At 64.2% G+C, this 26667-nt stretch carries 24 protein-coding genes; 14 read left to right on the top strand and 10 right to left on the bottom strand.

Going from position 1 to position 26667, the window contains the following annotated elements:
- Nucleotides 1-282 precede the first annotated feature (282 nt).
- Both FVF58_RS24590 and FVF58_RS24585 read left to right on the top strand, forming a co-directional pair.
- Nucleotides 283-762 carry a putative pterin-binding protein gene (locus FVF58_RS24590; RefSeq protein ID WP_149672533.1) on the top strand — a complete coding sequence of 160 codons (480 nt, stop codon included), beginning with the start codon at nt 283-285 and terminating at the stop codon, nt 760-762.
- Nucleotides 732-2582 (top strand): ATP-binding response regulator, encoded by a 1851-nt coding sequence (locus FVF58_RS24585; protein ID WP_149672430.1) that lies wholly within the window; start codon nt 732-734, stop codon nt 2580-2582. The genes FVF58_RS24590 and FVF58_RS24585 overlap by 31 nt, the downstream gene beginning before the upstream one ends.
- Before the next feature lie 136 nt (nt 2583-2718).
- Here the strand turns inward: FVF58_RS24585 and FVF58_RS24580 are convergent, their stop codons facing one another.
- From FVF58_RS24580 to FVF58_RS24570, 3 genes are all read right to left on the bottom strand, one after another.
- Entirely contained in the window at nt 2719-3573 is an 855-nt protein-coding gene (locus tag FVF58_RS24580; protein WP_149672429.1) for a helix-turn-helix domain-containing protein, read from the bottom strand.
- Between the two features lie 347 nt (nt 3574-3920).
- On the bottom strand, nt 3921-5261 hold the full coding sequence (locus FVF58_RS24575; protein WP_149672428.1) for a type II toxin-antitoxin system HipA family toxin: 1341 nt from the start codon (nt 5259-5261) through the stop codon (nt 3921-3923).
- 2 nt (nt 5262-5263) lie between these two features.
- Nucleotides 5264-5518 (bottom strand): helix-turn-helix transcriptional regulator, encoded by a 255-nt coding sequence (locus FVF58_RS24570; RefSeq protein ID WP_149672427.1) that lies wholly within the window; start codon nt 5516-5518, stop codon nt 5264-5266.
- A gap of 265 nt (nt 5519-5783) precedes the next feature.
- On the opposite strand from FVF58_RS24570, the gene FVF58_RS24565 reads away from it, so the two are divergent.
- The 5 genes from FVF58_RS24565 to zwf all read left to right on the top strand — a co-directional run bounded on the left by FVF58_RS24565 (nt 5784) and on the right by zwf (nt 11290).
- Complete coding sequence (locus tag FVF58_RS24565; RefSeq protein WP_149672426.1) at nt 5784-7124, top strand: NAD(P)/FAD-dependent oxidoreductase; 1341 nt, start codon at nt 5784-5786, stop codon at nt 7122-7124.
- Between the two features lie 38 nt (nt 7125-7162).
- Entirely contained in the window at nt 7163-7795 is a 633-nt protein-coding gene (locus tag FVF58_RS24560) for a C39 family peptidase (protein ID WP_149672425.1), read from the top strand.
- A gap of 166 nt (nt 7796-7961) precedes the next feature.
- Nucleotides 7962-8213: a hypothetical protein gene (locus tag FVF58_RS53000; protein ID WP_246217193.1), complete on the top strand. Its 252-nt coding sequence runs from the start codon at nt 7962-7964 to the stop codon at nt 8211-8213.
- Between the two features lie 416 nt (nt 8214-8629).
- Nucleotides 8630-9559 carry a bifunctional Delta(1)-pyrroline-2-carboxylate/Delta(1)-piperideine-2-carboxylate reductase gene (gene lhpI / locus FVF58_RS24550; RefSeq protein WP_149672424.1) on the top strand — a complete coding sequence of 310 codons (930 nt, stop codon included), beginning with the start codon at nt 8630-8632 and terminating at the stop codon, nt 9557-9559.
- Nucleotides 9560-9808: 249 nt separating this feature from the next.
- Nucleotides 9809-11290, top strand: coding sequence for a glucose-6-phosphate dehydrogenase (gene zwf / locus FVF58_RS24545; protein WP_149672423.1), 1482 nt, complete (start codon nt 9809-9811; stop codon nt 11288-11290).
- 87 nt (nt 11291-11377) lie between these two features.
- Here zwf and FVF58_RS24540 read toward each other — a convergent pair whose 3' ends face one another.
- Nucleotides 11378-12286 carry a LysR family transcriptional regulator gene (locus FVF58_RS24540; protein ID WP_149672422.1) on the bottom strand — a complete coding sequence of 303 codons (909 nt, stop codon included), beginning with the start codon at nt 12284-12286 and terminating at the stop codon, nt 11378-11380.
- A gap of 131 nt (nt 12287-12417) precedes the next feature.
- Between FVF58_RS24540 and FVF58_RS24535 the strand changes: the two genes are divergently transcribed.
- Together FVF58_RS24535 and FVF58_RS24530 are read left to right on the top strand one after the other, a co-directional pair.
- A complete protein-coding gene (locus FVF58_RS24535; protein WP_149672421.1) occupies nt 12418-13476 on the top strand; it encodes an SDR family oxidoreductase in 1059 nt (352 codons plus the stop codon).
- 97 nt (nt 13477-13573) lie between these two features.
- Nucleotides 13574-14716 (top strand): nucleoside hydrolase, encoded by a 1143-nt coding sequence (locus FVF58_RS24530; protein ID WP_149672420.1) that lies wholly within the window; start codon nt 13574-13576, stop codon nt 14714-14716.
- Between the two features lie 53 nt (nt 14717-14769).
- Here FVF58_RS24530 and FVF58_RS24525 read toward each other — a convergent pair whose 3' ends face one another.
- A complete protein-coding gene (locus FVF58_RS24525; RefSeq protein WP_149672419.1) occupies nt 14770-15726 on the bottom strand; it encodes a LysR family transcriptional regulator in 957 nt (318 codons plus the stop codon).
- Between the two features lie 792 nt (nt 15727-16518).
- A complete protein-coding gene (locus FVF58_RS24520; protein ID WP_149672418.1) occupies nt 16519-17571 on the bottom strand; it encodes an NAD(P)-dependent alcohol dehydrogenase in 1053 nt (350 codons plus the stop codon).
- Between the two features lie 331 nt (nt 17572-17902).
- On the opposite strand from FVF58_RS24520, the gene FVF58_RS24515 reads away from it, so the two are divergent.
- Nucleotides 17903-18871, top strand: coding sequence for an AraC family transcriptional regulator (locus FVF58_RS24515; RefSeq protein ID WP_149672417.1), 969 nt, complete (start codon nt 17903-17905; stop codon nt 18869-18871).
- Between the two features lie 34 nt (nt 18872-18905).
- Here the strand turns inward: FVF58_RS24515 and FVF58_RS24510 are convergent, their stop codons facing one another.
- The 3 genes from FVF58_RS24510 to FVF58_RS24500 all read right to left on the bottom strand — a co-directional run bounded on the left by FVF58_RS24510 (nt 18906) and on the right by FVF58_RS24500 (nt 21034).
- A complete protein-coding gene (locus FVF58_RS24510; RefSeq protein ID WP_149672416.1) occupies nt 18906-19679 on the bottom strand; it encodes a molybdopterin-dependent oxidoreductase in 774 nt (257 codons plus the stop codon).
- Nucleotides 19676-20308 (bottom strand): cytochrome b/b6 domain-containing protein, encoded by a 633-nt coding sequence (locus FVF58_RS24505; protein ID WP_149672415.1) that lies wholly within the window; start codon nt 20306-20308, stop codon nt 19676-19678. The genes FVF58_RS24510 and FVF58_RS24505 overlap by 4 nt, the downstream gene beginning before the upstream one ends.
- 96 nt (nt 20309-20404) lie before the next feature.
- Entirely contained in the window at nt 20405-21034 is a 630-nt protein-coding gene (locus tag FVF58_RS24500) for a DUF5666 domain-containing protein (RefSeq protein WP_149672414.1), read from the bottom strand.
- A gap of 220 nt (nt 21035-21254) precedes the next feature.
- Here FVF58_RS24500 and FVF58_RS24495 point away from each other — a divergent pair, with 220 nt between their 5' ends.
- The 3 genes from FVF58_RS24495 to FVF58_RS24485 all read left to right on the top strand — a co-directional run bounded on the left by FVF58_RS24495 (nt 21255) and on the right by FVF58_RS24485 (nt 23764).
- Nucleotides 21255-21926, top strand: coding sequence for a heavy metal response regulator transcription factor (locus FVF58_RS24495; protein ID WP_149672413.1), 672 nt, complete (start codon nt 21255-21257; stop codon nt 21924-21926).
- Nucleotides 21923-23350, top strand: coding sequence for a heavy metal sensor histidine kinase (locus tag FVF58_RS24490; RefSeq protein WP_149672412.1), 1428 nt, complete (start codon nt 21923-21925; stop codon nt 23348-23350). Before FVF58_RS24495 ends, FVF58_RS24490 begins: the two co-directional genes overlap by 4 nt.
- A 111-nt stretch (nt 23351-23461) precedes the next feature.
- Nucleotides 23462-23764: a putative quinol monooxygenase gene (locus tag FVF58_RS24485; protein ID WP_149672411.1), complete on the top strand. Its 303-nt coding sequence runs from the start codon at nt 23462-23464 to the stop codon at nt 23762-23764.
- 105 nt (nt 23765-23869) lie between these two features.
- Here FVF58_RS24485 and FVF58_RS24480 read toward each other — a convergent pair whose 3' ends face one another.
- The gene (locus FVF58_RS24480) at nt 23870-25402 is read right to left on the bottom strand and encodes a sensor domain-containing diguanylate cyclase (RefSeq protein ID WP_149672410.1); all 1533 of its coding nucleotides are present in this window, start codon (nt 25400-25402) and stop codon (nt 23870-23872) included.
- Nucleotides 25403-25655: 253 nt separating this feature from the next.
- Between FVF58_RS24480 and FVF58_RS24475 the strand changes: the two genes are divergently transcribed.
- On the top strand, nt 25656-26588 hold the full coding sequence (locus FVF58_RS24475) for a 2-hydroxyacid dehydrogenase (protein WP_149672409.1): 933 nt from the start codon (nt 25656-25658) through the stop codon (nt 26586-26588).
- The last annotated feature ends 79 nt before the right edge of the window (nt 26589-26667 follow it).

Here is a 26667-nt window from a genome sequence, read left to right as displayed (position 1 = left end):
AGTGGCGGCAGTGCTGCTTTGAGGCAAAGAATTTTTGGCGATATTATGCATGCGGTTCAAAGATCGCGTGTCGGGGTGACGCGCATCACCGTCGGGCATGGCGTGCCGGCGGCGCCTTCGCGGGCAACGAATCGATACAGGAGCGGCGACGGACTGCCTCGGCGCAGTGCGCGACCCCTCCAGCAAAAAAATTACAGATAACACAACAGATAAAAACAGGTGACCACGGTGATTGCATTGCGGCATGACAGAAACAGCGCATCCAGGCGCGCACGCTGGGCGATGGGCGTGCTCCTCGCACTGGGCGCATGGGGTGCGCAGGCCCAGCCGGCGGCTTCGACGCTGGAACTCGACGTCGAGGGCAAGATCGGCAAGACCAACGATGCTTCACACCATGCCTATCACTTCACCGAGGCTCAACTGCTCGCGCTGCCGGTCCATTCGATCACGACCGCGACCACGTGGACGCCGCGCTCCACCTTCACAGGACCGCTGCTCGCAGATATCCTGAAGACCGTCGGCGCCTATGGCACCCAGGTCGAGTTCCGCACGCTCGACGACTACACCTACACCGTGCCCGTGTCGGACTGCGACCGCTACGACGTGGTCGTCGCGTACAGCATGAACGGCCAGCGTCTGAAGATCAGCGATTTCGGGCCGCTGTTCCTTATCTACCCGCGCGACGCGTACCCCGATGAACTGACGGGCGCGTTGGGCGATTCGAAATTCGTATGGCAGATCAAGGCCCTCATCGTCAAATAGCGCGCCGTCCGTGGCGCCGCGTCTTCTACGTGCTGATCTGGCTGACCGCGCTCGCGGCGCCGGCCGGCGCGATCGGCTATCTGCTGTACGCGAACCTGCTCAACCCGCGCGCCACCGAGCAGTTGACCGGCACCTACGACGGCTTCTACTGGGACGCCGCGCAGTTGCAGATCGCCTACGCGCACTTTGAAAACCAGCTGCTGCTGTATCAGTCGGGCGTGGACGACGACTATCAGCGGCTGATGCTGCGCTTCGAGTTGCTGCAATCGAAGCTGCACGTGATGGCCGGCTCGACGCACCGGCTGACCACGCAGCTGGCGTTGCTGCAACGGCAACTGGACGAAATCCACTCGATCGATCATTTGCTGGCTGACATTCAACCCGAGGTCGACGCATTGCCGCAGGACCACGCTCGCGCGAGTCAGATCGTCGCGCGCATGCGCGAGCACTGGAACGAAATCAACGATCTGGCGCTGAGCCGCCGCTTCGCCGATGTCGCCGACCGCGAGGCGATGAACCGCGACTTCATCGACAAGCGGCGCATGCTGTTTGCGGGCGGCCTGCTGCTGCTGTTGCTGTCGGCGGCGGCGACGCTGCTGCTGGTGCTCAACGGCCGGCGCCGCACGCGTCTGATGCACCAGCAACACGCGGCGCTCGCCGCCGAACACCAGGCGAGCCTGGCCGCGCGCGAGGCGAGTCTCGCCAAGGACGCGTTTCTCGGCATGATCAGCCATGAGCTGCGCACGCCGCTGCATGCGATCGTGTCGTCGATCGAATTGCTGGGCTTCAACTATCACTCCGAGGCCGACCGCAAGGTGATCCAGCGGCTCGAAACCGCGGCGCGGCATCTGGAAGCGCAGATGAAAGACCTCACCGACTACGCGCGTCTCGGCGCCGGCAAGCTCGAGTTGCGCTACGAGCATTTCGAGCCGCGCGAGCTGCTCGTGTCGATCGTCGACGAACACGCGATGTCGGCCGCCGCGCGCGGGCTGATGCTCGAAAGCGACGCGAGCGGCATGAGCGGTCTGGTCGATTCCGATCCGCACCGGATTCGCCAGATCGTCAACAACCTCGTCACCAACGCGATCCGCTACACCGAGACCGGCACGGTGCGGGTGCAATTGCGGCAGCAGCTGGCAGTGCTGCTTTTCGTCGTCAGCGATACCGGGCCGGGTGTGCCGCAGGCGCAGATTCCGCTGATCTTCCAGGAGTTCACGCAACTGGACGCGTCGCGTACGCGCCGCTTCGAAGGCGCGGGAATGGGGCTCGCCATCGTGCAGGGGCTGGTGAAACTGTTCGGCGGTACGGTCGGCGTGGCGAGCACGCTGGGCGAGGGCACCACCTTCACCGTGACGATCCCGGTCACGCCGGTCGCAGCCGCGCGGCCAGCCGGCGTGGCGGCGCAAGCCGAGCCCGGCGGCGCGCGGCCGTGCGTGCTGATCGTCGACGACAACCGGCTGATTCGCGAATCACTCTGCGAAATGGTCGTGCACATGGGGTTCGACGCTCACGCCGTCGCCACTGCCGACGCCGCGCTCGCGTGGCTCGACACGGGCCGCTGCGACGTGGTGCTGCTCGATCTACATATGCCGGAGCGTGACGGCTATACGTTCCTCGCGGATTTCGCGCGCCGCGGCGAGCCGTCGTCGGGGGTGCCGGTGATCGTGGTCAGCGCTTATGTGCCGGATGAAGGTACGGCGGGCAATAGCGGGGACGCGCACGGCTCGCAGCCGTTCTTCGACGCGTTGTTAAAGCCGGTACATTACGAGGATTTGCGCAGCGCGTTGCAGCGGGCGCTGGCTTCGCGGCATACGGTGTGATGCCTGGCGCGCGAGGTGCGAGCGGTGCGTCTGGTGCGTTTTGTACTTGTGAAGCGCGGAGTGCGGGAGTGAAAGTGGGCATCAACCTGAGCACGCACCTTCAGCGCGGCCTTGAGCGCCGCTGTAGTGACCGGTGTTACGGCCGGTTCAGCCTTTTGGACAGATCGGCGACCAGGATCGCCATGCGCGCGGGCTTTTCATAGCACGCGACATCGTAATCGCGGATCACCTGGCTGATCTCCGATTCGCTGGCCTTGCCGGTCAGCAATTCGCCGGTCAGCACGAAAATCGGCGCGTCCGGATTCTCCGATGCGCGCACCGCCTGAATGGCGGCCGCCGAAGTCTGCGCGCCGAACAGCCAATCGATCACGACGCCGTCGAACACCTGGGTTTGCAGTTGTTCCGCGAAACCCGCGAGGCCATAGATCGCCACCGCCGCGAAACCGCTGCGCTCCAGATAGTCGCGCAGGTTGTCGGCGCTCGCCTGATCGTCGTCGACCACGGCGATGGTCGGCTTGTCGGTCTCGGCGCGGCGCGGATAGATCTCGATCTTGTGGACCTCGTACGCGCTCTGGTAGAGCGTGCCGTCGTGACGCGCCACGCGCCACTGGCCCAGCTTCGAATACGCGACGAATTCCGGGCGGCTGCCCGGTTCGAGCGCGGCGCCGATCCAGGCGGTGCACGCCAGTTCGACCGCGCCGATGCAGAACACGGCTTCCTGGGCGATCGCGCCGACCATGCCTGGATCGAGCGATTGCGCGCCGAACAGCTGGGCGGCGGGTTCGCCGAATACCTCGGCGACTTTCTTGATCTGTGACAGCGTCCACGGGCTGTTGCCGCGCAGCTTGCGGTGCCCCTGTGAAAAACTCAGCTCGAGGATGCGGCAAAGCTCCGTAGTTTGCTGGCGCTTGCCGATTCCGTGCCGGCTCATCAACTCGCGCACGCGCTCGGCAACTGCGATTGAGTCAGGTGAGTTCGTTTCGTTGGCCATACTGCGTGAGAATCCGCCGTCTTAAAGTGTGCTGGGGGAGTGCGATACGGCACGCGCAGCCCGAGCATGCATCGTCGATGCAGGTCGACCGGCTTTGCTGGGGGACCGCAAATGTACCGTAATAATTTTCGCGATTTGTATTTTTGTAGGACCGCCGCTGGGGCGACGAGTGCAAGAGAACAACCGACATTCGATCGATTTTTATCTGTTTGGCATAGAAGCTATTTTACCGGTGAAACGGTGAATATCTGTAAGGAAATGCGTTCGGCGGGTGCGGCGCTGGATGGCCGGCGTGGCTCGCGGCGCCGGATCGTCCGCGTGCGCCGCGCGCCGCCGCCTACATGAGCCTACGCCGCCGGCATTTCTTCGAGCCTGGCCGCCGAGCTTTGCAGTCCTTTGAAAATCCGCTCGGCGACCTTGCCCGGAAAGCGCTCGGGCAATTCCGCCGAGACCCGCGCGATCACGTCGGGCGTCGCATCGATCAGCCGCTGGATCAGCGGCTCGGCGTGCGCGCCATATGAGCATTTCAGCGCCATCGTGTTGAAGTGGCGCCGTTGCACGTCGCGAAACGCATCGTGCTTGCTGCGCGACCACATACCCATCGCGAGTCTGGCCTTGAACCATGACCATTGATTGGGGCCGTTGCCCTCCACCGGCCAGATCGACATCACGTCGTAAAGCGGCGTCAGTCGGAACTGGCCGCCCGCCAGCAGGCGGATGCTGAAATTCTTCGCGTGGCCGTCCGGCGCCGCCAGCATCCAGAACAGGATCTGGCTGGCCAGCAGCGTTTCGATATCCTGCCGCGCCGCGACCGACTGCTGGAGAATCCGCGCGAGGTCGAGCACGCCGGGGCCGCCTTCGTTTTCGTATTTGCGATGCGACGGCACGCCGTACACCTGGCAGAAGTCTTCCTGCGGCAGGCGCAACAGCCATTGCCCGCTCGAATGCATTTGCCGGTCGAAGCGCTCCACGCTCAACACGCGCTGCTTGCCGAACGTCACGATCTCCGTGTTCGCCACCGGCAAGCCATAGGCGCGCAGAATGCGCAGGCACAGCCACTCGTTTTCGACCGAAGTGCTGAGATCGGCGAGCTTGTTGCCGACGAGACCGAGCGGCAGCTTGAAAATATGCGTGGTGGGCGTGGCGCCATGCGGCCGCTGCCATTTGCCGTCGTGCCATAGCAGCGCGGTTTTCTCCTGCGCGCCGGCGAGCGAGATGCGGAAGTCGTCGCTCTCGTCGCGTGCGCCGAGCGCGGGACTGCTGACCGTGCGCGCCAGCAGGGCTTCGATCTCGGTGTCCGAAAGCGGCGTCCCCTCGATCCGGTCGACGCCGGCCGGTGCGTCGTCTTCCGCGAGCAACTGGACAGCGCCCACGCAATCGCGGCCGATGGCTTGCAGCAGGTCGAACGCATCGAGCGTTTCGGTCTGGTAACGCTGGGCAATGCGCTTTCTGATCGCCTCGCTGTCGGGCAGCAGGTTGTCGAAATAGTTGAGCACGCGCGGCCCTTTGTGCGCCATGTTGCCCGGCGTGAACGGCAGCGACAGCGACAGCGGCCGGCCCGCGGGCGACGCGACCCACGTGGGATCGTAGGCGAATTCCATCGGGCCGCGCGCGGGCAGGCGCCAGACGCCGACGCGTTCACCGTTGGCCCATACCGAAAGCGCCCGTGAATGGGTTTGCCGCGCCATGATCACCACTCGACGCCGGATGCCGGCTCGGGCGCCGGCTGGCTCCTGTCGCGCAATTGCAACTGCAGGCCGTAGATGCCACACAGCGCCAGCAGCTGGGCGAGCGTGAGGGACTCGGCATCGGTTTCCAGTGCGGAAATGCGGCTCTGGCTGACGCCGATCCGCGCCGCGGCCTCGGCCTGCGTAAGGCCGGCTTGCCGCCGGCTGGCGGCGAGCAGCTGGGCCATCTGATCCGGTGTGGCGAGGAGGTGGAGCATGGCGGATTATCTGTGAGACGAATAAATGCAATTTATGCGTCGCACGAATATTTGTCAAATATTCGCCTCACAAATATTTTGCGAATATCTGCCAGACGAATATTTTGCAAATATCTGTGTGACGCATAAATGTCGTTCACCCCGGCATTCAATATGCGGTCCGCGCCACCCGGCGCTTCTCGGCCTGCTGTGCCCGGTGCGGCGGCATTGCGGATAACGCGGGTGCCTGCGAAGATTATGCTCACACTTAAAACCGACCCGCCCGATGACCACGACTTACCCGCTGCACGCAAGCTTCACCCGCGCCGATCAACCATTCCCCAGTCGAGCCGACGCGGTGATCGCGGGCGCCGGCATCATGGGCTGCGCGGCCGCCTATTATCTGGCGCGCCGCGGCTTGTCGGTGGTGGTGCTCGACAAATCGCGGATCGCCGGGCAGCAGTCGTCGCGGGCGTGGGGTTTCGTGCGCCAGCAGGGCCGTGAAGCCGCCGAAGTGCCGCTGATGATGGCCAGCATCCCGCTGTGGAAAGAACTTGAAGGCGAGTTGAATTTCGATCTGGAGTGGCGTCAGGGCGGCTGCCTCTACGTCGCGTCCGACGAAGAGGACTGGGCTTCGTTCCAGCAATGGATGGACGTCGCGCGCCAGTACGGACTCGACACGCGCACGCTCGATCGCAAGCAGATCGACACGGTCGTGACCGGTATGCAAGGCCCGGCGCTCGGCGGTCTCTATACCCCGAGCGACGGCCAGGCCGAGCCGCGCCGCGTGGCGGCCGCCTTCGCGGCGCGGGCAGCCGAAGCCGGCGCGCTGTTTTTCGAAGGCTGCGGCGTGCTCGGCGTGGAACGGGCGGGCGGCGCGATTGCCGGCGTAGTCACCGAGCGCGGCACGCTGCGCACCTCGCGTCTGATTTGCGTGGCGGGCGCCAGCACTTGGCGGCTGCTCGACACGCTCGGACTCGAACTGCCGCAGCAGGCAGTGCGCGGCACCTGCATGCGCACCAACCCGCTGCCGCGCCTCACCGCATCCACGTTCTGGGGCCACGGCCTCGGCGTGCGCCAGCGCGCGAACGGCGCCATCAATCTGGCCGACGACATGCAGGTCGACGTCGACATGACGTTCGGCCACTTCCGCGCGCTCAAGTGGTTTTTGCCCGAGTTGTGGAAGCAGCGCGAGAAGTTTAGCTTCCATCTGAATGGCGCGTGTCTGCGCGATCTGCGTGAACGCCTGCCGGGCATCGTGCCGGCAGGCGAGCGCGTGCTGCATCCGCGCGATCCGCATCCACAGCCGAACGTGGGTCACGCGCCGCACGCACTGAAAAAGCTGCGCACGCTGTTCCCCGCGTTGAAAGACGCGCAGGTGGTCGAATCGTGGGCCGGCCTGATCGACGTGCTGCCCGACGGCATTCCGGTGATCGATGCGCCGCCACAGGTGCCCGGACTGACGATCGCCACCGGCTTTTGCGGCCATGGTTTCGCGATGGGGCCGATCGTCGGCAAGCTGCTCGCCGAAATGAACGACGGCGACAAGGCGTCGCTCGACCTGTCGGCGTTCCGATTGCAGCGCTTCTTCGACGGCACGATGCAACGGCCGCGCAGCATGCTGTGAAAAACGCCCCTCATCCTGACGCACGACCGATGAACGCAATGAACGAACCGACCCTCCGCCACGCCGGCGTCCCGTACTACACGCAATGGGGCAGCCCGGAATGGGTTCGGCACATCGTCGAGCAGCAGGGCGACCCGTGCGACGATCCGCACTGGCAGCGCAGCGGCTTCGCCGACCGGCAGCGCTACCGCTTCTGGGCCAAGCGCCTGTGCGGTCTGACCTGCCTCGAATCCGCGCTCGACTACTGGCGCATCGGGCACGCGCCGCGCGCCGCGCTGCTCGACGAAGCGCTGCGGCATGGCGTGTACCGGATGCGTGCGGACGGCGGAGTCGACGGTCTGATCTACCAGCCGTTTGGCGACTGGGTGGGCGGCGCGTTTGGCGTGCGGGTCGAGGTGCTGCCGAAGGCGCCGCTCGAAGAGATCGCCGCGCGGCTCGCCGCCGATACGCTGGCGATCGTCTCGGTAAGCCCGGAGATCCGCTATCCCGACCGGCCGAATCAGCGCCAAGGCGGCCATCTGATTCTGCTGCACGGACGCGATCGCGACGGCGTGTGGTTTCATAATCCATCGGGGATCGCGCCACATCAGGCCGACGTGTACCTGCCGTTCGTCACGATGGCGCGCTTCTATGCGGGGCGCGGGATGGTGCTGAGGCGGATCGTCAGTTAGGCGCGGCGAGTGCAGGGTGGCGGGGGCGGTGTCCGGCGAGTCGTCGGGCTACGATCGGGCAACAATCGGGCAACGTGTTACCCGACACGCCGGCGCACCACGCGCAGTGATCGGGCCCGTTTTCTGCTTCAGCTTGTTCGTTGTCTTTCGCGATTTCGGGCCTGACATGAAACGATCCCACTGCCTGCTTGCTGCCAGCCTTTTCGCTCTTGGCGCCGCCGCCTCGTCGAACGCCGCCAGCAGCGACGACCAGGCCAAAGCCTGTCGCGGCGACGCGATCCATTTCTGCGCAGTCCATATTCCCAACAAAGCAAAGATCACCGCCTGCATGAAGCAGCACATCGACGAACTGAGCCCCGCCTGCCGAGCGATGTTCAAGGGTGGCAAGAAGGGCGACGATAAGGCCGCGTCGCAGTGACGGGCGCTCAGGAATTTGCGCATCGACGCGCAAGCGCAGCGCGCAGACGTTGTGCGCGGCTCGAATCGTGGTTGATCGGGGTTTCGATCCGTGGCTTGGGTCGTGGCCCTGATCGCAGCGTAAGCGCCGCGCGTTCCCGTGCTGGTCGAACTTCGTCTCGACCGGCCGCGAGCTGCCCGCGACCGGCCGCGCTCCCTCATCCCCAAAACCAATTGCCCATTCAATCGTAAAACCGCTGGCATGTTCAGTGTGACTGGTCATCGGCGCCGCGCTCGGTTACGGTGACGTCGTGCCCGCAATGACTCGCCCGCGGCTCAACCACGCTTCAGTCCGCGCGCATGCGGTCCACCGACCCGGTGTCCGTCATGCGCCGAATCCGAACTCACCCTCTCACCAGGATTGGAACGACCCCGCTCATGACCCGCCCGACCACGCAGATTTTCGACGCCGCCGCGACCGCGCGGCTGATTCCCTATGCGGCGCTCGTCGACGCCCTGAAGCGCGCGAGCATCGACTATGCGGCGCAGCGCATCGTGAGTCCCGAGCGGCTCGTCGTGCCGCTCAACGCAGGCGGCATCATGCTGTCGATGCCGGCCACCGCGCCCGATCTCGCGATCCACAAGCTCGTCAACGTGTGCGCAAGTAACGGCGCACGCAATCTGCCGACGATCCACGGCCAGGTCATGGCCTTCGACGCCGATACCGGCGAGACGCTGTTCGTCCTCGACGGCCCGGCCGTGACGGGCCGCCGTACCGCGGCGATGTCGATGCTCGGCGTCGCGACTTTCGCCGCGAGCGCGCCGCGCGAGTTCCTGCTGATCGGCACGGGCACGCAGGCGCTCAACCATCTGCAGGCGATCGGCGAACTGTTTCCCGACGCGCGCGTGCGGGTGAAGGGCAGCGCGCCCGCGCGAGCCGAAGCGTTTTGCGCCGCGCATCGCGGCAGCGCGATCGACCTGCAACCGCTCGCAGGCGCGACGATTCCCGACTCGACCGAGGTGGTGATCGCACTGACCACCAGCAAACAGCCCGTCTACGACGAAGCGGCGCGTGCCGGGCGGCTCGTGATCGGGGTCGGCGCCTTCACGCCGGCGATGGCCGAGATCGGCGCGCGCACGCTCGGCGCCAGCGCGCTGTTCGTCGACGACCCGGCCGGCGCGAAGCACGAGGCCGGCGACTTCATCCAGGCCGGCGTGGATTGGGCGACGGTCGGCGGGATTGCCGGGGTGTTGGAAAACGCCGCGCTGTTACCGGCGGCGACGCCGGTGGTGTTCAAAACTGTCGGCTGCGCGGCGTGGGATCTGGCGGCGTGCCGGGTGGCGCGCGCGGCATTGTCAGGCGGCTGAAGGCTTTGGGAGAGGGGGCGGCCCGGGGGAAGGGCGAACGGCGCAAAACCCCCATCCAAACAGCCCCTTGGCGCCACCGGTTGGCATCTTGCGCCAACCTGGGGCAGATGTTGCCGTGCAAACTATCTCAAAACGTTGCACCATAGGCATTTGCCAGAAAAAAGCCGGTCCGCCGGCGCGGGGCAGTTCGCCCACGCTTTTTCTGTCCCCTTGACCGATGCCTCTTCATCACGACGCTGCGACCGCGCTATGACGACCCAACACGCTTCAGCCACACCCGACCTGCCGCTCGACATGATCATCTTCGGCGGCACCGGCGACCTGTCGTTCCGCAAGCTGCTGCCCGCGCTGTACATGGCGCATCTGCATTGCAATCTGCCACCCGAGACCCGCATCGTCACGATCGGCCGCAAGCCCTGGTCGCGTGACGAGTACATCGCCGAATTCATGGAGCAGAAGGCCAAGCCCTTCATCGAAAAGAAAGCGTTCGACGCGGCCGCGTGGGACAAATTTCTCGCGCTGTTCGAATACGTGCGGATGGATGTCGATTCGGCCGACGACTACCAGCGTCTGAAGACCGCGTCGCGCGACGGCGTGCGCCGCGTGTTCTATCTCGCGACCTCGCCGGATCTGTTCACGGACATCTGCGATCACCTGGCGTCGGCGGGGCTCGTCGACGCCAATTCGCGCGTCGTGCTCGAAAAGCCGCTGGGCCACGATCTGGCCTCCGCGCAGGAGATCAACAGGGCGGTCGGCAATCACTTCAGCGAAGCGCAGATCTACCGGATCGACCACTACCTCGGCAAGGAAACCGTGCAGAACCTGATGGTGCTGCGCTTCGGCAATCCGATTTTCGGTCCGCTGTGGCAGGCGCCGTATATCAAGCGCGTGCAGATCACGGTCGCGGAAACGGTCGGCGTGGGCAGTCGCGCGGGCTTCTATGACAAGACCGGCGCGCTGCGCGACATGGTGCAGAACCACTTGCTGCAATTGCTGTGCATCGTCGCGATGGAGCCGCCGGTATCGCTCGATCCGGACGCGGTCCGTGACGAAAAACTCAAGGTGCTGCGCTCGCTCCGTCCGATGACGCCCGAGGACATCGCTCGCGATACCGTGCGCGGCCAGTACACCGCGGGCGCCGTGGACGGCGAGGCGGTGGGGGGCTACCTCGAAGAAGACAATGTGCCGGCGGGCAGCCGCGCCGAAACATTCGTCGCGCTGCGCGCGCATATCAACAACTGGCGCTGGGCCAACGTGCCGTTTTACCTGCGCACCGGCAAGCGGATGCAGAAGAAGGTGTCGGAGATCGTCATCGAGTTCTCCGAACTGCCGTTCTCGATCTTTCCGAACGGCACGCGCAACTATGGCAACCGTCTGGTGATCCAGTTGCAGCCGGAAGAATCGATCCAGTTGCAGATGCTCGCGAAGGAGCCGGGTAGCGGCATGCACATGCTGCCGGTGAATCTGAATCTGGATCTGCAACAGGCCTTCACCGAGCGTCGCGCGGAAGCGTATGAGCGTTTGCTGATCGATGTGATCCGCGGGCGCCTCACGCACTTCATGCGCCGCGACGAACTGGAGGCCGCATGGGCGTGGGCCGAGCCGATTCTGGCAGGCTGGGCCAAGTCGGGCGAGCGGCCGCGCGGGTATACGGCGGGCACCTTCGGGCCGGCGGCGTCGACCGCGTTGATGGCCCGCGAGAATGCCGTGTGGGCCGAAGAGTCGCAATAAAGCGTCGCAATCGTCGATGCTTCGACGGCGACGACGGAGGCCGCAACGGGCTTTGCCCCGTTGTGGCCCGGTCGTTAGCGGTGCGTATCAATCGACGCGCATGTGCTCCATCAGAAAATCCAGCAACGCGCGCACGCGTGCGGGGAGATGACCGCCCTGGCCGAGATAGAGCGCGTTGACTGGTTCGGTGTCGCCGGGATTGAACGCGTCGAGCAGCACGACGAGGCGTCCGGCGGCTACATCGTCACGCACCTGAAACGCGGCAAGCCGTGCGAGTCCCACACCGGCCAGCGCCAGTTGGCGCAGCGTCTCGCCGTCGCTCGCGAGCGCGTTGCCCTCGACGGGCACCTCGATCCTCGCGCGTCGTGCATCGAGTAGCGGCCAGCCGTTGAGCGTTCTCGCGAAGCCGAAGCCGAGCCGGTTGTGCGCATCCAGATCCGCAGGCGTCCGTGGAGTGCCGCGGCGCGCGAGATAGGCTGGCGCGCCCACGATCACCATGCTGGCGTCGCCCAGCTTGCGCGCCACCAGTTGCGAATCCTTTAGCGGCCCGCTGCGGATCGCGACATCGGTACGCTGCTCCAGCAAGTCCACGACCTGATCGGTCAGCACGATATCGAGCGTGATGTCGGGATGCGCGTCGAGAAACGCCGGCGCAAGCGGCAGCAGATAGTGCCGGCCAAGCGGCACGTTTGCATGCACGCGCACACGGCCGCGCGGCGTGGCGCCGATGGCCGCGCCGCGCTCGGTTTCGTCGAGTTCGGCAAGCACGCGCACGCCGCGCTCATAGAACACGCAGCCCTCGGGCGTGAGTTGCAGATTGCGGGTGGAGCGGTTCAGAAGACGGGCGCCCAGGCGGGCTTCGAGGCGCGCCACCAGTTTGCTGACCGCCGACGGCGTCATCCCCAGCGCGCGCGCCGCCGCCGAAAAGCCGCCTAGTTCGACCGAGCGCACGAACACTTCGAGTTCGCCGGAACGGTTCACGTCCAAACGTGCCATCGTGAGTTCAATTCACAGGTGATATGCCAGCGGGCAGTCTACCGAAAGCGCGGTTGCGCCGATATCTTTCAGCTACCGAGCGGCCAGCACAACACGCGCCGTCGCAACGAACGAACGATCGGAGTTCCGCAATGAACGCAGCGAAGAAGGTGGCCTTGGTGGTGGGTGCGCAGGGAGTGATCGGGCGCAATCTGGTCGAGCATCTCGCCACGCTCGACGACTGGGACGTGATCGGCCTCGCGCGGCGCGGCGGCGCGGACCGCCAACGCGTGCGATACATCGCTGCCGATCTGCTCGACCCGGCCGACGCGCGGGCAAAACTGCGTGGCCTCGATCATGTCACGCATGTGTTCTACGCGGCTTATCAGGACCGCTCGAGCTGGACTGAGCTGGTGCCGCCGAATCTGGCCATGCTCGTCAACACGCTCGCCGCGATCGAACCGGTAGCGCCTGATTTGCAGCACGTGAGCCTGATGCAGGGCTACAAGGTATACGGCGGCCATCTTGGTCCGTTCAAAACACCGGCGCGCGAGGACGACGCGCACTTCATGCCGCCGGAGTTCATGTTCGATCAGCAGCGCTTTCTCGAAACGCGTCACGCGGGCAAGCGCTGGAACTGGTCGGCGCTTCGCCCCGCGGTGGTGGGCGGATTCGCGCTCGGCAATCCGATGAATCTGGCGCTGGCGATTGCCGTGTATGCATCGATGTCGAAAGAACTCGGCTTGCCGTTGCGCTTTCCGGGCAGACCGGGCGCTTATGACAAGCTGCTCGAAATGACCGATGCCGGGTTGCTCGCACGCGCGACCGTATGGGCCGCGACCGAGCCGCGCGCTGCGAATCAGGCGTTCAACATCGGTAATGGCGACGTGTTCCGCTGGAATGACATGTGGCCGAAGATCGCCCGCTATTTCGAGCTCGAAGTGGCGCCGCCGCTGCCGATGTCGCTGGAGACGATGATGGCCGACAAGGCGCCGTTGTGGAATGCGATGACGCACAAGCACGGCTTGCAGCCGGTTGCGTATCAGGACGTTTCGTCATGGCGTTTTGCCGATTTCGTTTTCTCCTGGGACTACGACATGTTCGGCGACGGTTCGAAAGCGCGGCGCTTTGGGTTTCACGAATTCATCGATACGGAGACGATGTTTATCGGCATCTTCGATAATCTCCGCCGCCGCAAGCTGATTCCATGAATGACCCATCGGGCATGACGAGTTGATTTCAATGGGATTACGTCTATGATGGCCTTCCTTGCTCGCGTGGCACGGCGAGATAAAAACGGAGACATCAATGAGGCGAGTTCTCGTGGCATTGAAGTGCATGGCGATCGTCGCGTCCGTTCTGGCCATTCCGGCATGCGGCGGGGATAACCTCACCGCCGCCAACACACCCAAAGTGATTATCGACAGCGACTACAACACGCTGAGCGACGATGGCCAGCTCGGCGTGATGGCCGCGCAATTGCAGGCGCAAGGCTCGCTGAAAGTACTGGGTATTACGGTGGTGTCCGGCAATCAATGGTTGAAGCAGGGCACGTCTGACGCGTTGAAAGCGGTCGAGCGTCTCGGCGTCGAAAAGCAGATCGGCGTGTATGCGGGCGCCGATTACGCGTTGTCCCATGACTTCGCGACGATTCAGGCCGAACAGAAGCAATTCCCCGGCGGCGATGGTTATCTGGGCGCCTGGAGCACGCCCGAGCCGACCTCGGATAGCGACCTCGTCGCGCCGCCGGACGGTTTCGCGACTCATACCAAAGTGCAGAGCAGGAGCGCGGTCGAATTCATTGTCGATTCGGTCAAGCAGTATCCCGGCGAAGTGACGATTCTCGCCATCGGCCCGTTGACCAACATTGCGCTCGCCACGCGCCAGCATCCGGAGATCGTGCCACTCATCAAACAGATCATCTACATGGGCGGCGCAATCGACGTGCCGGGCAACACCACGCCGACCGCGGAATTCAACTGGTGGTTCGATCCGGAAGCGGCCAAGACCGTGCTGCATTTGCCGATCAAACAGGTGGTGATTCCGCTCGACGTGACCGACACCGTGCAGATGGACAAGACGCTTTATGACCGGGTCGCGCACGACCCCACCAAGCAGACCATCATCACGCAACTGTTCAAAACGTTGAACGGCTATGGTTTCGACGGCAAGAACGGCTTCGAGACGAATCCGAACTACACGACGAACATCTGGGACACGCTGACGCTCGCGTATCTGATGCATCCTTCGTTCGCGACGCAGACCGTGGACGAGTGGGTGGACGTGGATACCAGCTTCGGCGCCAATGACGGCAAGGCAACTGGTTATACGAGTTCGCCGCCGGCGGGTTTGCAGAAGATGAAGATCGTCAAACGCTTCGATAATCCGGGCTTTTTCAATTTCTACGTGGATCTGTTGACGCGGCCGGTGCCGGTCACGCTACCGAACTGACGCGCCGTTTTGCGTCGTTTCGCTTCGCGTTGCGCGCCTGCATACGACCCGCCTCAGGCGGGATGCAGGCCGCGCAGCAATTGACGCACACGCGAGAGATCCTGATCGACGTGCTCGGTATTTTCGAACAGCTCCGCCAGCCAGTCGACGAAGGCGCGCACGCGCGGCGACACGCGGCGGTTCTTCACGTAGGCCACCGAGACCGGCATCGGCACTGGCTTCCATTGCGGCAGTACTTCGCGCAGCAGCCCTGAAGCGAGGTAGGGCTGCGCGGCGATCCGCGCGGGCTGAATCAGGCCGAGGCCTTGCAGTCCGCAGGTGAGATACGCCTGCTCGTCGCTGACCTTGACGAAGCCTTCGACCTTGACGTTTTGCGCTTCGCCGTCCACTTCGAAATCGAAGTCCACTTCGCGGCCGTTATGCGGCGACATGCAATTGACCGCGACGTGTCCGCGCAGATCGTCGAGCGCGACGGGCGTGCCGTAGCGAGCCAGATAGGCCGGGCTTGCGCAGGTCACGTGTTCGATCGTGCCGAGTTGCCGCGCGACCAGATTCGAATCGGGCAATTCGCCGAGCTGGATGCTGCAGTCGATGGCTTCGGAGATCAGATCGACGGTGCGGTTGCTCACGCCGATCGCCAGATCGAGGTTCGGGTAACGGGCGTGAAAGTCGTCGAGTGCCGGCAGGACGATGCCGCTTGCCACGGCGCCCGGCATTTCGATGCGCAGACGGCCGGTCAGGTTGTCGGTTGCGTAACGGATGCTGGCTTCCATTTCGTCGATGTCGGCGAGGATCTGTGCGCAGCGTTCGTAGTAGGCGGCGCCTTCGGGCGTGACGCTTAGACGCCGCGTGGTGCGGGCGAGGAGCGCCGTGCCGAGCAGGGCTTCCAGATTCTGCACGATGGTGGTCGCCGTCGCGCGCGGAATGTTTAGTGACTCCGCTGCGCGGGTGAAGCTGTTGGTGTCCACGATTCGGATGAATGTGCGCATTGCAGTTATTCTGTCAATCACGGTGCAAACTCCAGTCGAGGTTAAGGTTTGGGTTTTTGGTTTTTGCCTGCGGCGCTTTGGGGTGTGCTCTTTTGGGTGTTGGCCTTTCCTTGAATTCACGGTGGTCTATTAGCGTTGCCCCTGTCCGGGGCGGCACCTACTTTCTTTGTCCCCCAAGGGGACTTCCTTCGGGGCGCAGCCGCAAAGAAAGTAGGCAAAGAAAGCGGCTTCAAACCGCTAACTCTTAAGCGGGTCCCCTGGCTTGGAGGGGGCAGTGGTGCATCTGGAATCTGTGTCATTGCGCATTCAGCGTCAGTGACAAGGCAGTCATACTTCCGGCGGCGCTACGCGCGCCGACGCGGTACTTCAGAAAGTCATTGGTTTTATTCGGCGCCTCGCCGAGGCGAAGCCGATGGCCCCGCTACACAATGAATGATCGTCGGGTTTCCGTTGCAGACCCGGCCGCGACGCACGCAGTGCGGAGTGGGAGCGGATGACGGCTTTGTCACTAACGCGGAATGTGCGAGCGCACAGATTCCAGATGCACCACTACCCCCTCCAAGCCAGGGGATCCACTTAAGAATTAGCGGTTTGAAGCCGCTTTCTTTGCTTACTTTCTTTGCGGCATGCAAAGAAAGTAAGTGCCGCCCCGCACAGGGGCAACGCTAATAGACCACCGTGAATTCAAGGAAAGGCCAACACCCCAAAGAGCACAACCAAAAAACGCCATACGGGTTCAACAAAAAAACAGTCTCAACAAAAGCCCGCGCCGCAGGCGAAAAAACCAATCCGCTGCGCGGGCAAAAAAACCACTTACTTCCGCAAGGAATCCAGATCAATCACAAACCGATACTTAACATCACTTTTCAGCATCCGTTCATAAGCTTCATTGATCCCCTGCATCGGAATCACCTCAATATCAGAAGTAATCCCATGCTCACCGCAGAAATCCAGCATTTCCTGCGTCTCGGCAATCCCGCCAATCAGCGACCCGGCCAGACGCCGGCGCTTCATGATCAGATTGAACACCTGCGGCGACGGATGATCGTGCTCCGGCGCGCCGACCAGCGTCATCGTTCCATCGCGCTTGAGCAGATCCAGAAACGGATTCAGGTCATGCTGCGCGGCAACGGTGTTCAGAATGAAATCGAAGCTGTTCAGATGCGCTTCCATCTCTTCCGGATTCTTCGAAATCACCACCTCGTGCGCGCCAAGCCGCTTCGCATCCTCGATCTTCGACGGCGACGTGGTGAACAGCACCACATGCGCGCCCATCGCGCGAGCAAGCTTCACACCCATGTGGCCGAGTCCGCCGAGGCCGACGATGCCGACTTTCTTGCCAGGACCCGCACCCCACGTGCGCAGCGGCGAATACGTGGTGATGCCCGCGCACAGCAGCGGCGCGACACCCGCCGGGTCGAGATTGTCCGGCACGCGCAGCGTGAACGCTTCGTCCACGACGAGCTGCGTCGAATAGCCGCCGTATGTGATCTGTCCGTCGACGCGATCGACGCCGTTGTACGTGCCGACAAACCCGTTTTCGCAATACTGCTCCAGACCTTCCTCGCAACTCGCGCACGTGCGGCACGAATCGACCAGACAGCCGACGCCGACCAGGTCGCCGGCCTTGTACTTCGTCACGTCCGCACCGACCGCGGTCACGCGGCCGACGATCTCGTGACCCGGCACGACCGGAAACACCGTGTTCTTCCATTCATTGCGCGCCTGATGCAGATCGGAATGGCACACACCGCAAAACAGGACTTCCATCTGCACGTCATTGGCGCGCAGTTCGCGGCGCTGGATTTCGAACGGGGCGAGCGGCGCGGTAGCGGCGGTCGCTGCATAGGCATAAGTCGTGCTCATGGGTAGCTCCAGCAAAGAGGGTGATCGTGTAAGGCGCCCGCGATGGGCAACGCATGTTGCCGGTGCGGCGAAGCCTGGCATTGAACCGGGATCACGGCGCTGACGGTGGTTGACGCGATGTTGGCCAATTCGCCGAAGCGTTGAACGGCCAACCGGGCCAGTGCGGCGCGGGGAAAAGTCGATCCGGCAGGGTTCCCATCATAGGAGCCGGTAGCGAGTGCGGGAATACCTGAATGTCTTGAAGATTTGCCTAAAACTCCTGGCGAGAAGCGCGATAGGCCGTTTGGTGCTAAATTTCAAGCATTATTCTCCTGACCGTCACTATACCGTCATGTCGACCCGTTCCGCTGAACCCACTACGACCGATCCCGCGCAGCAGCGTGTGATCGAATTGTTTGATCTGCTCGCTCCCGTTCCAGGCATCACGCATTCGAGTCTGGAAGGCGTCAACCTGATGCGCGCGAATAGTCCAATGTCGCGCAGGCCGGTGATGTACGAGCCGAGCATCGTGATTGTCTGTCAGGGCCGCAAGCGCGGGTTTCTCGGCGATCAGGTGTTCCAGTACGACGCGCAGCAGTACCTCGTGCTGTCGGTGCCGCTGCCGTTCGAATGCGAGACCGAGGCGAGTCTGGAGAAGCCGTTCCTCGGGATCTCCGTGCGCGTGGACCTGACCATGGTCGCCGAATTGCTGATGGCGCTGAACGAAACCCAGGGCGCTGCGCAAAACGAGCCGGTCGGCATCTACTCGACGCCGCTCGACCCGGCGCTGTGCAATGCGGTGCAGCGTCTGATGGAAGCGCTGGCTTCGCCGCTCGACGCGCGCATTCTCGCGCCTGGCGTGGTGCGTGAGATCTGTTATCGGGTGCTGACGGGTGAGCAGGGCGATGCGATTCGCGCGGCGCTCACGCATCAGAATCATTTCGGCCGCATTGCCAAAGCGCTGCGCCGCATTCACGCCGACTACCACGGCGAACTCGACGTCGATACGCTGGCCGCTGAAGCGGGCATGAGCCTCGCGGTGTTTCATGCGCAGTTCAAGGCCGTCACGGCGACTTCACCGATGCAATACGTGAAGACCACGCGCTTGCATCACGCGCGCTTGCTGATGGTGCAGGACGGTTTGAATGCGGGTGCGGCCGCGGCGCGCGTCGGTTACGAGAGCGCATCGCAGTTCAGCCGCGAGTTCAAGCGCTTGTTCGGCCTCAGTCCGGTCGATGAAGTCAAACGCATGCGCACTGTCTACGATGCGCCGCCGCCGCGCGTGCAGAAGCCGGTGGCGCGCTATGTGACCGCCGTTTAGGCGCGTTGAAGGCAATGCGGCGGCTTGCGAACCGTTATAAGCCGCTGAACCAGTTGTACCCCTGATCTTCCCAATAGCCGCCGGGATTCGTATTGGTCACGAAGATCGCGGCGATATGTTTGGGGTTCTTGAAGCCGAGCTTGGTCGGCACGCGCAGCTTGAGCGGATAGCCGTATTTCGCGGGCAGCGGGGCGTTGCCGAAATCGAGCGTCAGTTGCGTTTGTGGATGCAGCGCCGTCGCCATGTCGAGGCTCGAGTAATAGCGGTCCGCGCATTTGAAGCCGACGTATTGGGCAGTCAGATCGGCGCCGATGCGTTCGAGGAACGTGCGAAACGGCACGCCGCGCCATTGGCCGATCGCGCTCCATCCTTCGATGCAGATGTGGCGCGTGATCTGCGAAGCTTGCGGCAGCGCGCGCAACTGGTCGAGGTTCCAACTGCGCTTGTCCGACACGAGCCCCGACACTTCCAGCCGATACGTCGAGCCGTCGATGTCCGGCGCGTCGAACTCCGGATAGAACGCGTTGAACGGAAACGGGTCGGTGATGTCGCGGGCCGAATAGGTCGGCGCGAGCCGGTTGCGGTCGAACAGCCAGCCCTGCACGCGATCGTTCCAGCGCGACATCGCCCACAGCACCTTGTCGAAGGAATCGTTGTCCTGCATGTTGCAGCCGGAGAGCATCGCGAGCGCGCCGATCGACAGCGAGGAGCGCAAAAACAGGCGCCGTTGCAGCCGCTCGATTTGCGGTTGATGATCGGCTAGAACGATCCGCGTCTTGCGCGCGGCGGCGGGTTTTGATGCGCTCATGCCTGAGTCCCTTCATGCGCGGTGCGACGGGCGCGGCCCGTGAGCATCGGCGGCAACGTGCGCGGCACCAGCAGCACCAGCGCCAGATGCACGACGACAAAGCCGACCACGCCCGCCATCGCGATGAAGTGCACGCGTCGCGCGAAATCGAAGCCGCCGAACAGCGCGGTCAGCCACCAGAATTGCACCGGCTTCCAGATCGACAGCCCGGACGCGACGAGCAGCACGCCGAGGCACAGCACGAGCACATAAAGCGCACGCTGCACCGCGTTGTATTTGCCGGTATCGTGCGGCAGGCGAAAGCGTATCGCTAACGCCGCATCGTGCGCGATATCGCGTGGATGAACCGGCAGCAGCTTGCGCCGGAAATGCCCGCTCCCGATGCCGTACGCCAGATACAGCAGCCCGTTCGCGCAGAGCAGCCACATCGCCGCGAAATGCCACGCAATCGAACCGCCGAGCCAACCGCCCACCGTCGCCCACGCCGGGAACCGGAACGGAAAGAAGGGCGAGGCGTTATAGATCGCCCAGCCGCTCATCACCATGCAGACCATCGCGAACGCGTTGATCCAATGCGTCAAACGGACGACGAACGGGTGAACGAGCAGGCGCGCTTGCGATTCGGACATGAGCGAGGACGGCGGGGCGAACGGAAAGTGGCAGACCGCGTCATGACGCAACGCGGCTGTTCGAATGGTCGGGCAAAGACTGGCTAAAGCGCCGCTTTACATCGGCGGCGTGACACCATGCTCGCCGGCCGAGATGAAGTTCGCCGCCATCGAGCCGTCCGCTTCCTTGTGCGCAAACAGCACGACCTTCGCGCCCGGCACCAGCAATGAACGGTCGCCCGGTTCCAGACTGACGATAGGCACGTCCTGCGGAATCAGCACTTTCTTCTCACCGTCCTTGTACTTCACGGTGATCGTGCGGCCGTTGCTGACCACGAGCGAGCCGACCGTGCCGTTGGTCATCGAGCTGTTCGAACCGAGATCCCACGGACGATGACCCTCGCCGGAGCCGCGCATGCTGGGCGGGAACACGTGCACTTCGAGCGCCTTCAGCGTGCCGTCGGCCTGCGGGATCGCGGCGGTGCCGACGTAGCTGTCCGGCTTGATGTCGTTGACGTTGGCGAGCGTGACGCCGCGAATCGGCGTGTTGGCCGCGAGCTTCACGTCGACATCCTTGCCGTCGCGCGTGTGGACCTTGAGCAGATCGCCCGCGAGCGAGGTCACCGTGCCGCGCACGCCGGTGGGTGCGGCGTTTTGCGCATGAGCCGCAGCGGTTGTCACGAGCAAGGCGGCGGCGAGCGCGGGGGCGACGAGTGCGCGTAGTGCCTGCGCGGAAACGATCTTCATGAATCTGCTCCGGGGTGGTGAACGGTAGGGACAGATTAGGCGGCGAATCGGCTCGGCAGGGTGACAGATGGATGACAAAAACGTCATGAACGGCGCGGCGGCGCCACGTAGAATGACCGCCATGGTGAAGTCCCGCGCCGCTCCGTGGGCCGGACTGCGCCGCTGAATCACGGCCTGAGCCCAACCTCGGGCCGAAGCCTGCGTTGGAGCACCGAGCACCATGAGCATCCTCGTCATCGAAGACGATCCGAAAACCGGCGACTACCTGAAAAAGGGTTTGCGCGAGAGCGGCTATGCAGTCGATCTCGCGCGCACCGGCACGGACGGCCTGCACATGGCGCTCGAACACGCCTATGACCTCGTGGTGCTGGACGTGATGCTGCCCGGCATCGACGGCTGGGAAATCATGCGTACGTTGCGCGCGCGGCGCGATCTGCCGGTGATTTTCCTGACCGCGCGCGATCAGGTCAGCGACCGCATTCGCGGCCTCGAACTCGGCGCGGACGATTATCTCGTCAAGCCGTTTTCGTTTACCGAACTGGTGCTGCGCATTCGCACGCTGTTGCGCCGCGGCGTGATCCGCGAGAGCGACCTGTTCGAGGTCGCCGACCTCAAGCTCGACGTGCTGCGCCGCAAGGTGACACGCGAAGGCGTCGAGATTCCGCTGACCAACAAGGAGTTCATGCTGCTGCATCTGCTGGTGCGCCGGCAGGGCGAAGCGCTCTCGCGTTCGCAGATCGCCTCGGAAGTGTGGGACATGAATTTCGACAGCGACACCAACGTGGTCGACGTCGCGATCAAACGACTGCGCGCCAAGGTCGATCATCCGTTTGAAAAGAAGCTGATCCATACGGTGCGCAGCATCGGCTACACGTTCGGCGACGGCGCATGAAACTCTGGACCGAACGCTCGCTGACCGTGCGCACCACGCTGCTGTTCGCGTTGATCGCGTGCGTGGTGATCGGCACGCTCGGCGCGTATTTTTACCACTCCGCGCAGGTGTCGCTGCAACGCCGCGCCGATGTCGTGCTCACGGGCCGCGTCGAGCATTTCAGCCGGATCGTGCACGATCTTTATTCGGTGAGCGAGTTGAAGAAGCGGCCGCTGCTGTTCGAGACCATGCTCGGCGCGGAGCAGGACGTGCTGCTGTTTCGCCGGCCCGGCGAAGTGCCGTTCGTCGATGTGAACCCGGCTCACGTGGAGGTGCCTGCATTACCCGCCGGCACCGTGGACCGCCCGCCAAGCCTTGCCGACATTCATCAGACGCGCTTGCCGGACGGCGTGCCGGTGCATTGGGCGATTGCCACCGCGCGAGCGCGTGAGAACGGCAGCGAGGTCGAAGTGATCGCCGGCCACCCGATGACGCAGGAAGTGCGGATGCTGGCCGCGTACCGCAATCGGATCGTGCTCGCGACGCTGACCGGCATGCTGGCCGCGACGCTGCTCGCCTGGTACGTGCTGCGTCGCGCGTTGCGGCCGGTGCGCGCGATTGCCGCGCGGGCCGCTCAGATCAGCCCGGCGAGCCTGTCGGTGCGCCTCGACAGCGACGCGGCGCCGGTCGAATTGCGGCAGCTCACGCACGCATTCAACGCGATGCTCGACCGTCTCGCCGACGGCTATCAGCGGCTCTCGCAGTTTGCCGCCGATCTCGCGCATGAGATTCGCACGCCCGTCGGCGCGCTGATCGGGCAGACCCAGGTGACGCTCGCCAAGCCGCGCGAACCCGACGAATACCAGCAGTTGCTCGAATCGAATCTCGAAGAGCTGAACCGCCTGAGCCATATCGCGGAGAACATTCTGTTTCTGGCCCATGCGGATCACGCGGCATTGTCCGTCGAGCGGGAGCCGGTCGATCTGCGTGCGGAACTCGTCAGGATCGCTGACTATTTCGAAGGCCCTGCCGACGAACGCGGGATGCGCTTCGAAGTCGAAGCCGAAGGCATAGTTTCGGTCAATCCGCTGCTGTGCCGGCGCGCGATCAACAACCTGGTGGTCAACGCGGTGCGTTACGGCGCGAGCGACACGGTCGTGCGTTTGCGCGGCACGCAGGACGCAGAGGGCGCGACTGTGGCGGTTGAAAACGACGGCGAGCCGATTCCCGAGGCGCAACTGAACCGGCTATTCGATCGTTTTTATCGCGCGGACGCGGCGCGCAGCGCGTTCACCGAATCGAGCGGACTGGGGCTTGCGATCGTCAAGGCGATCATGCACCTGCATGGCGGCACGGCGCGCGTGGTGTGTCCGGCGCAAGGGGTGGTGCGCTTCGAATTGCGTTTTCCTCGCGCCGATGCGCGCCACGAGCTGCGCCCGCAATGAAGCCGCGGCCTATACTCGTTTGATGGCGAAACGGTCCCGGCCGTTTCGTCGCGCTTTGCGAAGGCTCGCAAAGCGTATCCACGGTCTGCGTCTCACATCGGGAGTCGTGTCATGGTCAAACTCGCTCTGTACGTTCATCTCGAAGCCAAACCCGGCAAGGAACAGGAGGTCGAGGATTTTCTGCTCGGCGGCCTGCCGCTGGTGGAGCAGGAGCCGGCCACCGCAGCGTGGTTTGCGCTGAAGCTGGGGCCGTCCGCCTTCGGCATTTTCGACGCCTTCGACGATGAAGCCGGGCGCGACGCGCATCTGAACGGCAAGGTCGCAGCAGCGTTGATGGCGAAGGCCGGCGAGCTGCTCGCGTCGCCGCCGAGCATCAACAAGGTGGATGTGCTGGCGGCGAAGTTGCCGGGTTGATCGGGCGGGTGGATGGGCTTGCAGTGTGCTGACACGGCGCGGCATTGCAGCCAGGCCGCGCGGACCTGTAGCGCCTTTCAGCACTTCTCGACGTTCGATCGCCCGTCAATTGCCGCCCGCGTCCGCCGCCGGCTGATTCGCGTAGTGCGCGCGTTTTTCGTCGTACATCAGCAGGTCGGCGCGCCGCACGCCCGCTTCGAGCCGGTCGCCGCGCTGGCACGTCGCCGCGCCCATCGAAAAGCTCAGCGGCGAACCCGGGTAAAACTGGTTGTTCATCTCCACCAGTTGCCGGATCGCATCGACCATCGCGGCGCCGCCGCGCTCGTCGGTGTCCGGCATCAGGATCGCGAACTCGTCGCCGCCAATGCGCGCCGCGTGAAACGGCGTTTCCATCGCCTTCGCGAGGACTTCGCCCGCGCGCCGCAGCAGCGCGTCGCCGGCGGCGTGGCCGAGCTGGTCGTTCACGCGCTTCAGACCGTTCAGATCGGCCATGATGATCGTCACCGGCCACGGACCCTTGCGTTCGAGACGGTTCAGCTCATCCACATAGAACGAGCGGTTGCGCAGCTTGGTCAGCACGTCATGCTTGCCGAGGAACTCCAGGTAGGCCTCGGCCTTCTTGCGCGCCGTGATGTCCGTGAGCGCCACCAGCACCAGGTCCCAATCGCGCTCATGGCCGGGTAGCACGGAGAATTGCAGGTGCACGTGCACCTCGCTGCCGTCGAGCGAATAGTTGAGCACTTCGCGCTGCTGGAACAGCTTGCCGTCCCACAGATCGATCAGCTGCTCGCGGAAATGCGGGCGCATGTCGTCGCGGAACACGTCGGGCAGGTGCGCGAGCAGCGTTTTCTTGTCCTTCGCGGCGAACATGTCGAGCGTGTGCTGATTCACGTCGAGCACGTGGATCTCCTGCATGCAGCGCTCGACGAACTCGGGATGCACGTCGGTGAACACGCGAAAATCGTCGATGCCGGCCGCGCGCGCACCGTCGAGCAGGCGCTTGACCGCGCTGAAATCCTCCACCCACAGCGACACCGGCGAATGCTCGAACAGGCCGCGTACGTACTGCTCGGCGAGCGTCACGCGATGCCGCGCGCCTTCGAGTTCGGTGATGTCCTCGACCGACACCAGCACGCGGTCCCAGTTCGCTTCGTGGCCGGGCAGCACCGCGCCCTTGAGCAGCACGTCGAGCCGGCGGCCGCCGAGCGTGTAGTTGACGGTCTGGCTCGTGAACTGCGCTTTGCCGGCCCACAGCTGGCAAAGCTCTTCGAGGTGTGTCTTGAGCATATCGTCGCGGAACACCGACTCGAGATTGCTGGTCAGCGCATCGAAATCGGCGGCCTCGAATTGCGTGAGGGTCTTCTGATTGACCTTGATCACGCGGATGCTGTGCGCGCATTGGGCGACCCGGCTCGGATCTTCGGCGAAATGCGCGCGCAGGTCGGTCACGCCTTCGGCTCGCCATGCATCGAACAGCGCACGCACGCCGCTGAAGTCTTCGAGCCAGAGCGAGACCGGCGCGAGTTCGAACATCTCGGAGTCGTCCCCTAGGGCGACGTGCTTCGGGGCGTCCCGCAAGGGGACTTCCTTCGGGGCGTCTTTGATGGGCGCAGGGCCGCGCGGGAGGGTATCCAGCATGGGTTTCTCTGAGTCGAAGTTGCGGCTATGTTAAGACGATTTCGGCGGCGACAGAAAAGAAAAGGCACCACGCCTCTTTTCGCAGGGCCGTCCAACAGGATAACGGCCCGGCCTGAATGGACTTGAGGCGCGTGCGGCGTTGCGCTCGGCGCGTCAGCGCTTAGGCGTGGTCGTGGCTGCGAGCCTGCATGGGCCTTGCTACACTCGAAAGCCTTGAAGCCCGACCATCCACGCCACCGACACCAACCTCACCATGAAGCCATCCCTGCTGGTCTTGATCCACTTGAACGACGACAGCCGCGCCGGCATCGCGACGGCGTTCGACATCGTGTACGCGCCCGATGCCTCGCTGCGCGACGCTGCGATCGCCGCGCACGGCGCCACGATCCGCGCCGTGCTGACCAACGGCACGACCGGGCTGAGCGCCGCGGAAATCGACCGGATGCCGCAACTCGAACTGATCGGCGCGTTGGGCGCAGGCTATGAAAATCTCGCCGTCGACCACGCCCGTGCGCGCGCCATCGTAGTCGTCAACGGCGCGGGGACCAACGATCACTGCGTCGCCGATCATGCGTTCGCGCTCCTGCTCGCGGTCGTGCGCGATGTGCCGCAACTCGACCAGGCCACACGCGCCGGCGTCTGGCGCGATGCGCTGCCGCTGCACCCGAACGTTTCGAACAAACGTTTGGGGATCGTCGGACTCGGCAATATCGGCGAGAAGGTCGCGCGGCGCGGCGCGGGCTTCGACATGGAGATCGGCTATCACAATCGCAAGCCGCGTGAAGGCTCGCCGCTGCGTTACTTCGACAGCGTGGAAGCACTCGCGCACTGGTGCGACTTTCTGGTGGTATCGACGCCCGGCGGAGCGGGCACGCGGCATCTGATCGGCGAGCGCGTGCTCGACGCGCTCGGTCCGCAGGGGTTCGTCGTCAACGTGTCGCGCGGCAGCGTGGTCGATACCGCTGCGTTGGCGCGGGCGCTGAGCGCGCAGACGATCGCCGGCGCGGCGCTCGATGTGTACGAAGGCGAGCCGCATCCGCCCGAGGCCTTGCTGGCGCTGCGCAACGTGGTGTTGACGCCGCATGTGGGCGGCCGCTCGCCGGAGGCGATCAAGGCCTCGGTCGACAACTTCATCAGCAACGCGAAGCGGCATTTCGCGGGCGAGCCCGTGTTGACACCGATCTGATGCATGCGATGCGTGCGACGCCGGCCGCGCGCGCGTTGCTGTGGCAGTCGGCTCGCCACTGCGTGACGGCAAGCCGATC

Origin of the sequence: Paraburkholderia panacisoli (genome assembly GCF_008369935.1) — a bacterium.
GTDB lineage: Bacteria > Pseudomonadota > Gammaproteobacteria > Burkholderiales > Burkholderiaceae > Paraburkholderia > Paraburkholderia panacisoli.
The sequence above is the reverse complement of the archived record's forward strand: the minus strand, read 5'-3'. Positions and strand labels throughout refer to the sequence as shown.

What these genes read in the sequence shown, in the direction of transcription:
- FVF58_RS24530 (WP_149672420.1), top strand. Translation starts at nt 13,574, where the DNA reads ATGAGGCGAGTTCTCGTGGCATTGAAGTGCATGGCGATCGTCGCGTCC.
- FVF58_RS24575 (WP_149672428.1), bottom strand. Translation starts at nt 5,261, where the DNA reads ATGGCGCGGCAAACCCATTCACGGGCGCTTTCGGTATGGGCCAACGGT.
- FVF58_RS24500 (WP_149672414.1), bottom strand. Translation starts at nt 21,034, where the DNA reads ATGAAGATCGTTTCCGCGCAGGCACTACGCGCACTCGTCGCCCCCGCG.
- FVF58_RS24505 (WP_149672415.1), bottom strand. Translation starts at nt 20,308, where the DNA reads ATGTCCGAATCGCAAGCGCGCCTGCTCGTTCACCCGTTCGTCGTCCGT.
- FVF58_RS24580 (WP_149672429.1), bottom strand. Translation starts at nt 3,573, where the DNA reads ATGGCCAACGAAACGAACTCACCTGACTCAATCGCAGTTGCCGAGCGC.
- FVF58_RS24475 (WP_149672409.1), top strand. Translation starts at nt 25,656, where the DNA reads ATGAAGCCATCCCTGCTGGTCTTGATCCACTTGAACGACGACAGCCGC.
- FVF58_RS24485 (WP_149672411.1), top strand. Translation starts at nt 23,462, where the DNA reads ATGGTCAAACTCGCTCTGTACGTTCATCTCGAAGCCAAACCCGGCAAG.
- FVF58_RS24515 (WP_149672417.1), top strand. Translation starts at nt 17,903, where the DNA reads ATGTCGACCCGTTCCGCTGAACCCACTACGACCGATCCCGCGCAGCAG.
- lhpI (WP_149672424.1), top strand. Translation starts at nt 8,630, where the DNA reads ATGACCCGCCCGACCACGCAGATTTTCGACGCCGCCGCGACCGCGCGG.
- zwf (WP_149672423.1), top strand. Translation starts at nt 9,809, where the DNA reads ATGACGACCCAACACGCTTCAGCCACACCCGACCTGCCGCTCGACATG.
- FVF58_RS24495 (WP_149672413.1), top strand. Translation starts at nt 21,255, where the DNA reads ATGAGCATCCTCGTCATCGAAGACGATCCGAAAACCGGCGACTACCTG.
- FVF58_RS24585 (WP_149672430.1), top strand. Translation starts at nt 732, where the DNA reads ATGGCAGATCAAGGCCCTCATCGTCAAATAGCGCGCCGTCCGTGGCGC.
- FVF58_RS24490 (WP_149672412.1), top strand. Translation starts at nt 21,923, where the DNA reads ATGAAACTCTGGACCGAACGCTCGCTGACCGTGCGCACCACGCTGCTG.
- FVF58_RS24535 (WP_149672421.1), top strand. Translation starts at nt 12,418, where the DNA reads ATGAACGCAGCGAAGAAGGTGGCCTTGGTGGTGGGTGCGCAGGGAGTG.
- FVF58_RS53000 (WP_246217193.1), top strand. Translation starts at nt 7,962, where the DNA reads ATGAAACGATCCCACTGCCTGCTTGCTGCCAGCCTTTTCGCTCTTGGC.
- FVF58_RS24510 (WP_149672416.1), bottom strand. Translation starts at nt 19,679, where the DNA reads ATGAGCGCATCAAAACCCGCCGCCGCGCGCAAGACGCGGATCGTTCTA.
- FVF58_RS24570 (WP_149672427.1), bottom strand. Translation starts at nt 5,518, where the DNA reads ATGCTCCACCTCCTCGCCACACCGGATCAGATGGCCCAGCTGCTCGCC.
- FVF58_RS24520 (WP_149672418.1), bottom strand. Translation starts at nt 17,571, where the DNA reads ATGAGCACGACTTATGCCTATGCAGCGACCGCCGCTACCGCGCCGCTC.
- FVF58_RS24480 (WP_149672410.1), bottom strand. Translation starts at nt 25,402, where the DNA reads ATGCTGGATACCCTCCCGCGCGGCCCTGCGCCCATCAAAGACGCCCCG.
- FVF58_RS24590 (WP_149672533.1), top strand. Translation starts at nt 283, where the DNA reads ATGGGCGTGCTCCTCGCACTGGGCGCATGGGGTGCGCAGGCCCAGCCG.
- FVF58_RS24560 (WP_149672425.1), top strand. Translation starts at nt 7,163, where the DNA reads ATGAACGAACCGACCCTCCGCCACGCCGGCGTCCCGTACTACACGCAA.
- FVF58_RS24565 (WP_149672426.1), top strand. Translation starts at nt 5,784, where the DNA reads ATGACCACGACTTACCCGCTGCACGCAAGCTTCACCCGCGCCGATCAA.
- FVF58_RS24540 (WP_149672422.1), bottom strand. Translation starts at nt 12,286, where the DNA reads ATGGCACGTTTGGACGTGAACCGTTCCGGCGAACTCGAAGTGTTCGTG.